The sequence below is a fragment of the Streptomyces sp. NPDC040405 genome (assembly GCF_055595765.1).
On record NZ_JBVIVI010000004.1, the window covers coordinates 62451 to 74854 of the forward strand.

The window sequence follows — 12404 nt, forward strand, 5'->3', positions numbered from 1 at the left end:
GGGCGTTTTCGCCCGTACTGGGAGGCGGAATGACAGAGACGACGAGCGGCCCCGCACGAGGCTCCCGCTCCAAGGGAAGCAAGAACAAGGGTCTGCGTATCGAGCGCGTCCACACCACCCCCGGCGTGCACCCGTACGACGAGGTGGCGTGGGAGCGTCGTGACGTCGTCATGACCAACTGGCGTGACGGGTCGGTCAACTTCGAACAGCGCGGCGTGGAATTCCCCGACTTCTGGTCGGTGAACGCGGTCAACATCGTCACGAGCAAGTACTTCCGCGGCGCGGTCGGATCTCCGGACCGTGAGGCGAGCCTGAGGCAGCTCATCGAACGGGTGGTGAGCACGTACCGCAAGTCCGGCGAGGCCAACGGCTACTTCGCCTCCCCGGCGGACGCCGAGATCTTCGATCACGAGCTGACGTACGCGCTGCTGCACCAGGTCTTCAGCTTCAACTCGCCCGTGTGGTTCAACGTCGGCACCAAGCAGCCGCAGCAGGTCAGCGCCTGCTTCATCCTCTCCGTGGACGACTCCATGGAGTCGATCCTGGACTGGTACAAGGAAGAGGGGATGATCTTCAAGGGCGGCTCCGGCGCCGGCCTGAACCTCTCCCGCATCCGCTCCTCCAAGGAACTGCTCTCCTCCGGTGGCAACGCCTCCGGGCCCGTCTCCTTCATGCGCGGCGCCGACGCCTCCGCCGGAACGATCAAGTCGGGCGGCGCGACCCGCCGGGCCGCCAAGATGGTCGTGCTCGACGTCGACCACCCGGACGTCGAGGCGTTCATCGAGACCAAGGTCAAGGAAGAGGAGAAGGTCCGCGCCCTGCGCGACGCGGGCTTCGACATGGACCTGGGCGGCGACGACATCACGTCCGTCCAGTACCAGAACGCCAATAACTCGGTCCGTGTGAACGACACGTTCATGAAGGCCGTGGAGTCCGGCTCGCAGTTCGGCCTGCGCAGCCGCATGACCGGTGAGGCCATCGAGGAGATCGACGCCAAGTCCCTCTTCCGCAAGATGGCCGAGGCGGCCTGGGCCTGTGCCGACCCGGGCATCCAGTACGACGACACGATCAACTACTGGCACACCTCGCCGGAGTCGGGCCGGATCACCGCCTCCAACCCGTGCAGCGAGTACATGCACCTGGACAACTCCTCGTGCAACCTGGCCTCGCTCAACCTCATGAAGTTCCTCGAGGACGATGGCGCGGGCAACCAGCGCTTCGACGCCGAGCGCTTCGCCAAGGTCGTCGAGCTGGTCATCACCGCGATGGACATCTCCATCTGCTTCGCGGACTTCCCGACCGAGAAGATCGGCGAGACGACCCGCGCCTTCCGCCAGCTGGGCATCGGCTACGCCAACCTCGGCGCCCTGCTGATGGCCACCGGCCACGCCTACGACAGCGACGGCGGCCGGGCCCTGGCCGGAGCCATCACCTCCCTGATGACCGGCACCTCGTACAAGCGCTCCGCCGAGCTGGCGGGCGTCGTCGGCCCGTACGACGGCTACGCCCGCAACGCGGACGCCCACAACCGCGTCATGAAGCAGCACTCGGACGCCAACGCCATCGCCAAGCGCGTGGACGACCTGGACTCGCCGGTCTGGGCGGCGGCCACCGAGGCATGGCAGGACGTGCTGCGCCTCGGCGAGAAGAGCGGCTTCCGCAACGCCCAGGCGTCGGTGCTCGCCCCCACCGGCACCATCGGCCTGATGATGGACTGCGACACCACGGGCGTCGAGCCGGACCTGGCCCTGGTGAAGTTCAAGAAGCTGGTCGGCGGCGGCTCGATGCAGATCGTGAACAACACGGTCCCCAAGGCGCTCAAGCGGCTCGGCTACCAGCCGGAGCAGGTCGAGGCGATCGTCGCCCACATCGCCGACCACGGCAATGTGATCGACGCGCCGGGGCTGAAGCCCGAGCACTACGAGGTCTTCGACTGCGCGATGGGCGAGCGCTCCATCTCGCCGATGGGGCATGTGCGGATGATGGCCGCTGCCCAGCCGTTCCTGTCCGGCGCGATCTCCAAGACGGTCAACATGTCGGAGTCGGCCACCGTCGAGGAGATCGAGGAGATCTACTTCGAGGGCTGGAAGCTGGGCCTCAAGGCGCTGGCGATCTACCGCGACAACTGCAAGGTCGGCCAGCCGCTCTCCGCCAAGAAGAAGGAGGAGAAGGCGGTGGAGCAGGCCGCGCCGGAGGTCGAGAAGGTCGTCGAGTACCGCCCGGTCCGCAAGCGCCTGCCCAAGGGCCGTCCCGGGATCACCACCTCCTTCACGGTCGGCGGCGCCGAGGGCTACATGACGGCGAACTCCTACCCGGACGACGGCCTCGGCGAGGTCTTCCTGAAGATGTCCAAGCAGGGTTCGACCCTCGCGGGCATGATGGACGCCTTCTCCATCGCCGTCTCGGTCGGCCTCCAGTACGGGGTGCCCCTGGAGACGTACATCTCGAAGTTCACCAACATGCGCTTCGAGCCGGCCGGCATGACGGACGACCCGGACGTGCGGATGGCCCAGTCGATCGTCGACTACATCTTCCGTAGGCTGGCGCTGGACTTCCTGCCGTTCGAGACCCGGTCCGCGCTCGGCATCCACTCCGCCGAGGAGCGCCAGCGCCACCTGGAGACCGGTTCGTACGAGGCGTCCGAGGACGACGTCGACGTCGAGAGCCTGGCCCAGTCGGCGCCGCGCCGACTGGAGGCCCCGAAGGCCACCACGACCGTCGCCCAGTCCGAGGCGTCCGCCCCGAAGGAGGCCCACAGCTCGACCGAGCTGGTCGAGATCCAGCTGGGCCTGAACGCGGACGCACCGCTGTGCTTCTCCTGCGGCACCAAGATGCGCCGCGCGGGCAGCTGCTACCTGTGCGAGGGCTGCGGCTCGACGAGCGGCTGCAGCTGATCGTCCGCCCTGGCGGGTGACCATCGATGCGGGGCGTGGCCTTCGGGCCGCGCCCCGCTTGCGTGGGCGGGGCCGGGCAGAAGCCGAGGGGACTGTAGCGGTTCCGGTATCTCCTGTCACTCGACTTCTCACACGCGCCATGAAATTTGGCAACGCCCCGACTGGCGGTGGCTCGTGCGCGACGCTCTGTGCAAGCGGAGCCGCACGTCGTGCCCAGCACGGCCCATGTGACCGAGGAGGTCTTGCTGTGACTGTCGCCGCCATCGGCAACACGGGTAATGCCGCACAGCTTTTCCGGGGCACCAACCACAGTCCGTCGTACTTCATGCTGAACCGCGCGGGAGTTTCGGGCGGCGGACAGGACATCGTGGATTTTTGTATCCCCTGCAATCCCTATTTCCCCACCCCCGGCATGTTCGACGAGCTGTCGGCCATGCTGCGGGAAATTCTTACCTATTACCCCAGCTCCGCCGATACGATCACAGCCGAACTGGCGCATCTGCTCGATCTGCAGCCACAGACCATGGCGATGGGAAACGGGTCGACGGAACTCATCACCTGGATCGACCATTTGCTCGTCAAGGACAGCCTGGCCGTGCCGATCCCCACCTTCGGCCGGTGGACGGACCAGCCGGAGGAAACCGGTAAGCGCGTGGACATGTTCCGGCTGCCGGAGCGGCACGGCTTCGCCCTCGACCCGGATGCCTTCGTGTCGTTCATACGGCTGAGAGGGTCGCGCACCGCCGTCATCTGCAATCCCAACAATCCCGACGGCGGTCTCCTCTCCCGTGATGCCGTCATTTCGTTCATGGACTCCCTCGCGGACCTCGATCTGGTCGTCATCGACGAGTCCTTCCTCGAGTTCGCCGACCCTGATTCCGGCCCCTGGCCGAGCGTCGTCGACGAGGCCGTGCTGCGCCCGAACGCCGTTGTCCTGCGCAGCCTGGGAAAGAACTTCGGCCTGCATGGCGTGCGTTTCGGCTATCTGGTGGCGAACCCCTCGCTCGCCGGGAAGATCCGGTCCAGGCTGCCGAAGTGGAACCTCAATTCCTTCGCCGAGATCATCGTCTTCATGCTCAAGGACCACCAGCAGGACTACGAGATGAGTCTGCGGATGCTCGCCCGCGACCGGCAGGAAATGATTTCGCAACTGGGGTGTCTGCCGGGCATGACCGTCTTCCCCTCACAGGGAAACTTCGTGTTCGTCAAACTGCCGGAGGGGGCGAACGGCGTGCAGGTCCGGGACCGGCTGCTCGCCGAACACGGCGTGCTGGTGCGCGAGTGCGGCAACAAGCTCGGCAGCAGCAGCCAGTTCATGCGGCTGGTGGTGCGATCGGAACCCGATGTGCAACGGCTGTTGTCCGGGCTCAGCAGCGTCCTGTACGGAAGCGCCTGGTACGCGCCCCTTCCCGGAGGACAGCAGCTGCAGGCGGCGTACGCGCCGGGTCCGGGCATGCGGCTTCCGGGGCCCGGTAACGGAATGCCGGGTGCCGGTGCGGGGCTTCCGGGACCGGGTACGGGGCGCAGGCGGCGGTGACCGGAGGCCCATGGGGGAGGGCGGACGCGGTCTCCTTCGTGGCATCCCCGTCCACCGCCGGGTGGACGGTTTGCTGTGTGACGCGGGCCACCGCCGGGGCCGTAGGATGGCGCGGTGCTGGTCAAGTGGATTCGCTGCACCGTGGTGGACCGCCCGGGGTTCGAGCGGGGGCAGCGGAAGTGGGCGGGGATGCCCGGCGAGCCGGGATTCCGGGGGCAGGGCGGTGGCTGGAGCCGGGGGCGGCCGAACGTGGCGCACGTCTTCGCGTTCTGGGAGAGCCGGGCGTTCTACGACTCCTTCATGGCGCGGTCGCACAACCGATTGGCGGCCGCGCAGTCCGGCACGTACCGGAACATGCAGGTCCGGCTCTTCGAGCATCGCTTCGATGTGAAGGTCGGTTTCCAGCCCCGATTCCATGACGCGGACGTGCTGCGGGTCGCGCACTGCCGTGTGCACGCGGACCGGGTGGACCACTTCACGCTGGTACAGGAGAAGGTGTGGAATCCGGCGATGGCGGGGTCGCCCGGCATGCTGCGCGGGGTCTTCGGCGAGGCGCCGGGAAACGAGTTCCTCGTGCTGTCGATGTGGGACTCGGCCGCCGAGCACGGGAAGTACCGGGTGGAGCGGGTCGAGCGGCTGGGGCTGCGCGCACAGACGGAGGCGGACGTGGCCGCGATAGCCGGCGACGTGGTGGGCGTCGAGTCCGCATGGACGGTCTGAGGGCGCGACCGCGCCAGGACGCGGCCCCTTGGGGCACGCGTCCGATCGTCACCCGGCCGGAAGGTAGGCCCCGGCCCGGACGGCTGCGGCGACGGCTGCCGCCGATTGGTCGGCGAGCGGTGTGCCTATGGGCTCACGGGTGATGAGCGCCCGGAAGAAGAGCGGGGCGGATACGGCCCGTACGACCGCCGCGGCGTCGGTGCCGACAGGCGCCTCGCCGCGCTCGACGGCCCGTGTCACCACGGTTTCACACCGGGCGAACCGCTCGGCGTAGAAGTCGTGGAGCGCCTCCGCCGCGCGCCGGGACTGGAACGCGGCGGCGACGAAGGCGGTCGGTGCTGCGGCGGCCGGTGCGTCCCCGAACGTCTCGGTCACCTCGCGGGCCAGGACCCGCAGATCGCCGCCGAGGCTGCCGGTGTCGGGGGCCGCCCAGGAGTCCTCCCCGGCGAGCTGGAGCGCGTCGGCCACCAGCCCCTCGACGCTGCCCCAGCGCCGGTAGACCGTCGTCTTGTGGACGCCGGAGTGTTCGGCCACGTACTCGACGGTCAGGCCCGGATAGCCGTGCTCGGCGAGGCCGGTGAGCACGGCGTCGCGGACCGCGGCGCGGGTGCGCGCGGTGCGCCCGCCGGGGCGGACGGTGCCCGGGGTGTGGGCTGCGCTCTCTGACGGCAATTGCGACTCCGGTTGCGTTAGCTGGTTTCCCGTGTCACCCTGAGGGTAATGCAACTGTGGTTGTGTTTGCAGGCTCGGTCGGCCGACGGTTCGCCGGTCGTGTCTGCGAGGCGGAGGACGGCCGCCCGGTGGCGGAGGAGGGGAGCGAGGCGTTCGCCGCACGCCCGATCTAGGGTGGGCGGCATGGCACGACCCCGGCGCATCATCCTCATACGACACGGAGAATCGGAGGGGAATGCGGATGACTCGGTGTACGAACGCGTACCCGACCATGCCCTGAAGCTGACCGAGACCGGGCGGCAGCAGGCGCAGGAGGCGGGTATCGGGCTGCGTGCCACCTTCGCCGACGAGCGCGTATCGGTCTATGTGTCGCCGTACCGGCGCACCCACCAGACCCTGGAGCTGCTCGGCCTGGACCCGTCCCGCACCCGGGTCAGGGAGGAGCCGCGGCTGCGCGAGCAGGACTGGGGAAACTGGCAGGACCGCGAGGACGTGCGGAAGCAGAAGACCTACCGCGACGCCTACGGGCACTTCTTCTACCGCTTCGCGCAGGGCGAGTCCGGGGCCGATGTCTACGACCGGGTGGACGCGTTCCTGGAGAGCCTGTGGCGCAGCTTCGAGGACCCGGCGCATCCGCCGAACGTCCTGCTGGTCACCCATGGGCTGACCATGAGGCTCTTCTGCATGCGCTGGCTGCACTGGAGCGTCGCCGAATTCGAGTCCCTGTCCAACCCGGACAACGCCGAGACGCGGATGCTGCTGCTGGGCTCGGACGGCCGCTACCACCTCGACCGCCCCTTCGAGCGCTGGTGCACACCCGAGCCCTACGGACTCACCGGTTAGAGTGCCCAGCGATGACCGCTGACCGTTACCACCGGGCTCTGGCGAGCCTGCGCGGGCTGTCCGTGGGCGATGCCCTCGGCTCCCAGTTCTTCGTTCCCGCCAACTATCCCTTCCTCAAGCGCCGCGAACTGCCGCCCGCCCCCTGGCAGTGGACCGACGACACCGAGATGGGCTGCTCCGTGCTGGCCGTTCTCGCCGAGCACGGCCGGATCGACCAGGACGACCTTGCCCGGTCGTTCGCCGTGCGTCATGACTTCGACCGGGGGTACGGCCCCGCCGTGAACCGGATGCTCCGGCTGGTCAGGGAGGGCGGCGACTGGCGCGATCTGGCCGCCGGACTGTTCCAGGGCCAGGGATCATGGGGTAACGGCGCCGCCATGCGGATCGCTCCCCTGGGGGCCTGGTACGCGGGCGATGTGGAGCAGGCGACGCATCAGGCGGAGATCTCCGCGTACACCACGCACCAGCACCGGGAGGCCGTGGCGGGGACGATGGCGGTGGCCGCCGCGGCGGCCGTGGTGGCCGACCCGGCGGGCCACGGCGGGCCGGAGGTCCTGCTGGACCGGGTGATCGAGGCCGTCCCGCGCAGCGCCGTCCAGGCCGGGCTGCGGCGCGCCCGCGACATGCTGGACTACGCGGATGCCGGTACCGTCGCCGCGGTGCTGGGATGCGGCCGCCGCACCAGCGCCCACGACACCGTGCCCTTCGCGCTGTGGGCCGCGGCCCGGCACCTGGACTCCTTCGAGGACGCGTTCTGGACGACCGCGCAGGCCGGCGGGGACGTGGACACCACCTGCGCGATCGCGGGCGGAGTGATCGCATCCGGTTCACGTGGCGCACCGCCTCGCGGATGGCAGGAGCACACCGAGCCGCTTCCGGCCTGGATCCCGTCGGCGGACTGACGGACGGCACCGTGCGTCGTCCCGGGTCACATCGCGTCCGCCGGGCCGTCGAACCGCCCCCGTGCCGCGCCGGGTTGGGTGCCGGGGCCGTCGGAGCCGTCCGCGACCGGGCCCGTTCCGGCAGCTCTGCGGCGTAGCGCCTGATCCGGGTACACGGCGCCCGGGTGAGCGGCGTAATGTTGTCCTCGCCATGGCCTACCAACCGCCCACCCACAGTGTCGAGCGCTCGCTCCGCGCCACGACAGGAGCCAAGACCGTCGTCGGTGTCGACGAGGTCGGGCGAGGGGCTTGGGCAGGCCCGGTGACGGTCTGCGCGGCGGTCACCGGACTGCGGCGTCCGCCGACCGGGCTCACGGATTCCAAGCTGCTGAGCCCCAAGAGGCGCACGGAGCTGGCGTCCGTGTTGGAGTCGTGGGTCACCGCGCATGCTCTGGGTCACTCCTCGCCCGAGGAGATCGACGACCTGGGCATGACGGCCGCCCTCCGGCTCGCCGCGACCCGGGCTCTCGACGGGCTGCCCGTCCGTCCGGACGCGGTGATCCTCGATGGCAAGCACGACTACCTCGGCGATCCCTGGAGGGTCCGCACGGTCATCAAGGGCGATCAGTCCTGTGTGGCCGTCGCTGCCGCCTCCGTGATCGCCAAGGTGCGGCGGGACGCGTTGATGGCCGAACTGGGAGACGCGCACGCGGACTTCCGGTTCGGGGACAACGCCGGATACCCGTCCCCCGTGCACCGCGCTGCCCTGCGGGAACAGGGGCCCACGCCCCACCACCGGCTGTCCTGGGCCTACCTGGACGGGCTGCCCCGCTGGCGGCACCTCAAGCGCGTGCGCAGTACATCTGGACCGTCCGAGCTGGAGGTCGACGGCCAACTCGGCTTCGACTTCTGAGCAGACCGACCGGTCCAAACCACCACCCGCTGGTGCGACTCGCACCGACGTTTGATAGACATCAGCCCATGCCTCTCATCCCCGAGGAGCCTCAGATTCACGAGAGTGTCCCGGGTCCTCGCGCGACACCGGCCGCAGGCCGCACCGCGCCGACCCCTCGTCCTGTCCCTGGTCCCGGCCCCCGGCCCGCCCCGCGGCGACCCGGCAGCCCCGGTCCGAACCGTGGTTCCGCCGGGACCTCGTCGGCTCCGTCGCAGCGCACCACGAGCGATGCGGCGAAGCCTGCGCCGACCGCACCCGCGGCCTCGGCTGCCAAGACTGCCCCCGACTCGGCGGCCGCGCCCCAGATCCAGCTGATCCCCGCTTCGGTGGACGGCGCCCTGGACGCGGCGGACGAGGCGGTCGACCTGCTGCTGGACTCCGGCCGGGCGCCAGGCGAAATCCTGGTGCTGGCCACCGGGGACCAGCATCCGTGGGCGGCACATGAGTTGTCCTTCGGCGAGGCGTCCTACTGGGCGCAGCACGACGCCGGTGACGACGTCTTCTACGCCGCCGCGGACGCCGACCGCACCACGGGCCGCTCGGTCGTGGTCGTCGCCGTCAACGGCGGGGCGGACGATGCCGTGGCCCGCGCACTGCCCCAGGCGATGAGCCGTGCTTCGGCGCTGCTGATCGTCTGTGGTGACCCGCAGCGCATCAACACCCTTATGGCCGCGGGCGTCTGACTCCGCACTTCCCGTACGCCCGGTGCCCGGCAGCCCCTGACGCCCGTCAAGGAGCTGTCCGGCCTCCGGACGGTCGGCGGTCACACGGCCGCTGAGCGGTGCAGCACCTCACGCGCCCTGCCCAGGGGCCGCGGCAGGGGTGCGGCGTCGCCATCGGGTGCGGGGGCGATCCCCAGTGCGGTCCGGAGCGAAGCGGAGTGCGGCCGACGGCCGCCCCGCCCCTCTCCCAGGACCTGCCAGCCCTCCCGGGTCAGCGTGATGTACGCACCACAGCGCAGCCCGTGCAGGGTGCAGGCGTCCCGCAGACCCCACATCCAGGCGCCGTCCTCCTCCGTCCACCGGCTCTCCCCCTCGCGGCAGTAGAGCAGCACGGCGGTGCGGACCGGTGAGCGGCGCCGCAGATCGTGCGGGATCACCCGGCGTAGCCGGGACAGGAGCGCGTTGCGGAATTCCCATCCGTCGGGTGCGGCGGAGCCGTGCTGGCTGAACGACGCGCTCGCCGTGAGGCGTTCCTCCGGGTCGAGGACCGCGACCACGGCCGTCGAGGGAGTCGGCAGATGGCGGCTGTGCAGCCCGAGGACGACCTCACGCGGATTGCGCAGCAGCGGAATGCCGGCGGCGGCCCATTCGGCGGGTTCGAGCATCCGGCCCAGCCGGACAGCGGGATCGGCGGACGGTGGCGGAGCGAAGCCGAAGGTCACGGTCCTCCCTTCGTCTGCGCGCCCATGGTCCGTGCGAGGGTCGGGCGCGGGCGCACACCACGACACGGCCCCGTCAGGACCACGAGAGGGCCGGGGCGGGGAGCTTCTGACAATTCTGGCGGGAAGCGCTCGCATGCGGCAATGAGCAGTTGGCACACCTGGCCGGTTTGCGGCTATGTGCCTCCTATATTCCTCACCGCCTGCGGGCCACCGCCGTGCTCACCCCTGCACGGCGAGGACCAGCGGAAACACCTCGGCGGCACCGGCCCGGCGGAGCAGCCGGGCCGCGACGGCCAACGTCCAGCCCGTGTCCGCCAGGTCATCGACGAGCAGCACCGGGCCATCGGCTTCGGCAATGGCTGACGCCAGTGCGGGCGGCACGGTCAGTGCCCCGTGCAGCGCCCGCAGCCGCTGCGCGCTGTTGGTGCGCGGCACCCGGGTATCCACCCCGGTGTCGTGGTACGAGACGGTGCCCAGCAGGGGCATCCGGCCGATGGCGGCGATGCGCTCGCCGAGGCTCTGGATGAGCTGGGGCCGGGTGTGCGAGGCGATCGTGACCACACCCACCGGACGGGCTGGTGCGTCCGGGGCGCCCGAGGACCATCCACCGGGGCCCTTGGCCCAGTCCGCGAGCACGGTCACCACCGCGCTCGCCACATCGTCGGGAACCGCGGTATCCGGAGCCTGCGGGGCCAGCAGGGGACGCAGCCGGTTTCCCCAGCCGATGTCGGAGAGACGACCGAGCGCCCGCCCGGCCGCGGCCTGCTCGCCCGCCGGAATACGCCCCTTGAGGTCGACGCCGACCGCGGGCAGCCCGGTCGGCCACATGCGACGCGGCTCCACCTCCACGCCGGGCCGCCCCAGCTCGCCACGCGCCGCGTCGAGGGAGGCGTCGGAGACCTCGGTGGTGAACCGGGCCCCCGCGCAGTTGTCACAGCGGCCGCATGGCGCCGCCTTCTCGTCGTCCAACTGCTGCCGAAGAAACTCCATCCGGCACTCGCCCGTCGACGCGTAGTCGCGCATCGCCTGCTGCTCCGCCTCGCGCTGCCGCGCCACCCACGCATACCGCTCGGCGTCGTAGGTCCAGGGGCGGCCGGTGGCGGTCCAGCCGCCGCGCACCCGCCGCACCGCCCCGTCGACGTCGAGCACCTTGAGCATCGTCTCCAGGCGCGACCTCCGCAGCTCCACCTGCGGCTCCAGCGCGGGCAGGGACACCGGCCGGTCCGCCGCCGCCAGGACGTCCAGCGTGCGGCGCACCTGCTCCTCGGGCGGAAAGGCGAGCGAGGCGAAATAGCGCCAGATCGCCTCGTCCTCGCGGCCGGGCAGCAACAGCACCTCGGCATGCTCCACACCGCGCCCGGCGCGGCCGACCTGCTGGTAGTAGGCGATGGGGGAGGAGGGCGAACCCAGGTGCACCACGAAGCCGAGGTCCGGCTTGTCGAAGCCCATGCCCAGCGCCGAGGTGGCGACCAGCGCCTTGACCCGGTTGGCCAGGAGGTCCTCCTCGGCCTGCTGGCGATCCGCGTTCTCGGTCTTGCCGGTGTAGGAAGCGACGGTGTGGCCGCGCTGCCGCAGGAACGCGGTCACCTCCTCGGCCGCGGCGACGGTGAGGGTGTAGACGATTCCGGAGCCCGGCAGCTCATGGAGGTGGTCGGCGAGCCAGGCGAGCCGGTGCGCGGCATCCGGCAGTGGCAGCACGCCCAGGCTCAGGCTCTCCCGGTCCAGCGGCCCGCGCAGCACCAGCGCGCGCGCGCTCCCCTCCTCGTCCCCCGGCTTCTCCCGCCCGCCTGTGCCCAGCTGCTCGGCCACATCCGCCGTCACCCGGGCGTTGGCCGTCGCGGTCGTGGCCAGCACGGGAACGCCCTGGGGCAGATCGGCCAGCATGGTGCGCAGCCTGCGGTAATCGGGCCGGAAGTCATGGCCCCAGTCGGAGATGCAATGCGCCTCGTCCACGACCAGCAGCCCGGTGGCGGCGGCGAGCCGGGGCAGCACCTGATCGCGGAAATCGGGGTTGTTCAGCCGCTCGGGGCTCACCAGCAGCACATCCACCTCGCCCGCGGCCACTTCCGCCTGGATGGTGTCCCACTCCTCGGCGTTCGCGGAGTTGATGGTGCGGGCGTGGATACCGGCCCGGGCCGCGGCCTCGACCTGGTTGCGCATCAGCGCCAGCAGCGGGGAGACGATCACGGTCGGGCCGCTGCCGCGCTCGCGCAGCAGCGCGGTTGCGACGAAATACACAGCGGACTTGCCCCAGCCGGTGCGCTGCACGACCAGCGCCCGGCGGCGATCGGCGACCAGCGCCTCGATGGCCCGCCATTGATCCTCCCGCAGTCGCGCGGAACCGGAGGTGTCCCCGACGAGGCGGGTCAGGACGCGGTCGGCCGAGATGCGCAGGTTTTCGTCGCTCATGCCCCCATGCAACCCGATCCCCCCGACAACGCGCGAACGGGGCTCGCAGCCTGTGGATAACGTTATCCACAGGGCTGGCGGAGCCGACCGGGCTGAGGGACCGTCGGGC

9 protein-coding genes and 1 pseudogene are annotated in these 12404 nt (G+C 70.5%); 7 read left to right on the forward strand and 3 right to left on the reverse strand.

Annotated features, from left to right (window positions below; genetic code table 11):
- Positions 1-29 precede the first annotated feature (29 nt).
- The 3 genes and pseudogenes from ACZ59A_RS18090 (at position 30) to ACZ59A_RS18100 (ending at position 5151) form a co-directional block, all read left to right on the forward strand.
- Positions 30-2894 carry a vitamin B12-dependent ribonucleotide reductase gene (locus ACZ59A_RS18090; protein ID WP_470959788.1) on the forward strand — a complete coding sequence of 955 codons (2865 nt, stop codon included), beginning with the start codon at positions 30-32 and terminating at the stop codon, positions 2892-2894.
- Positions 2895-3219: 325 nt separating this feature from the next.
- Positions 3220-4407, forward strand: a pseudogene (locus tag ACZ59A_RS18095) (pyridoxal phosphate-dependent aminotransferase); the annotation flags it as partial.
- A gap of 138 nt (positions 4408-4545) precedes the next feature.
- Positions 4546-5151, forward strand: a complete 606-nt coding sequence (locus ACZ59A_RS18100) for a YdbC family protein (protein ID WP_468047904.1) — start codon at positions 4546-4548, stop codon at positions 5149-5151.
- A 48-nt stretch (positions 5152-5199) separates the two neighbouring features.
- Here the strand turns inward: ACZ59A_RS18100 and ACZ59A_RS18105 are convergent, their stop codons facing one another.
- Entirely contained in the window at positions 5200-5823 is a 624-nt protein-coding gene (locus tag ACZ59A_RS18105; RefSeq protein ID WP_470959790.1) for a TetR/AcrR family transcriptional regulator, read from the reverse strand.
- Positions 5824-6006: 183 nt separating this feature from the next.
- Between ACZ59A_RS18105 and ACZ59A_RS18110 the strand changes: the two genes are divergently transcribed.
- The 4 genes from ACZ59A_RS18110 to ACZ59A_RS18125 all read left to right on the forward strand — a co-directional run bounded on the left by ACZ59A_RS18110 (position 6007) and on the right by ACZ59A_RS18125 (position 9185).
- Positions 6007-6666 carry a histidine phosphatase family protein gene (locus ACZ59A_RS18110; RefSeq protein WP_470959791.1) on the forward strand — a complete coding sequence of 220 codons (660 nt, stop codon included), beginning with the start codon at positions 6007-6009 and terminating at the stop codon, positions 6664-6666.
- Between the two features lie 11 nt (positions 6667-6677).
- Positions 6678-7568, forward strand: coding sequence for an ADP-ribosylglycohydrolase family protein (locus tag ACZ59A_RS18115; protein WP_470959793.1), 891 nt, complete (start codon positions 6678-6680; stop codon positions 7566-7568).
- A gap of 190 nt (positions 7569-7758) precedes the next feature.
- Positions 7759-8460, forward strand: coding sequence for a ribonuclease HII (locus ACZ59A_RS18120; RefSeq protein WP_470959795.1), 702 nt, complete (start codon positions 7759-7761; stop codon positions 8458-8460).
- A gap of 68 nt (positions 8461-8528) precedes the next feature.
- Positions 8529-9185: a hypothetical protein gene (locus tag ACZ59A_RS18125; RefSeq protein WP_470959797.1), complete on the forward strand. Its 657-nt coding sequence runs from the start codon at positions 8529-8531 to the stop codon at positions 9183-9185.
- Positions 9186-9265: 80 nt separating this feature from the next.
- On the opposite strand, the gene ACZ59A_RS18130 is transcribed toward ACZ59A_RS18125, so the two are convergent.
- Entirely contained in the window at positions 9266-9886 is a 621-nt protein-coding gene (locus ACZ59A_RS18130; RefSeq protein WP_470959799.1) for a hypothetical protein, read from the reverse strand.
- A 219-nt stretch (positions 9887-10105) separates the two neighbouring features.
- Positions 10106-12295, reverse strand: coding sequence for a RecQ family ATP-dependent DNA helicase (locus tag ACZ59A_RS18135; protein WP_470959801.1), 2190 nt, complete (start codon positions 12293-12295; stop codon positions 10106-10108).
- Positions 12296-12404 lie beyond the last annotated feature (109 nt).

Bases quoted from the DNA above. Each gene is read 5' to 3' on its own strand.
- ACZ59A_RS18090 (WP_470959788.1), top strand. From the start codon at position 30: ATGACAGAGACGACGAGCGGCCCCGCACGAGGCTCCCGCTCCAAGGGA.
- ACZ59A_RS18110 (WP_470959791.1), top strand. From the start codon at position 6,007: ATGGCACGACCCCGGCGCATCATCCTCATACGACACGGAGAATCGGAG.
- ACZ59A_RS18115 (WP_470959793.1), top strand. From the start codon at position 6,678: ATGACCGCTGACCGTTACCACCGGGCTCTGGCGAGCCTGCGCGGGCTG.
- ACZ59A_RS18120 (WP_470959795.1), top strand. From the start codon at position 7,759: ATGGCCTACCAACCGCCCACCCACAGTGTCGAGCGCTCGCTCCGCGCC.
- ACZ59A_RS18125 (WP_470959797.1), top strand. From the start codon at position 8,529: ATGCCTCTCATCCCCGAGGAGCCTCAGATTCACGAGAGTGTCCCGGGT.
- ACZ59A_RS18135 (WP_470959801.1), bottom strand. From the start codon at position 12,295: ATGAGCGACGAAAACCTGCGCATCTCGGCCGACCGCGTCCTGACCCGC.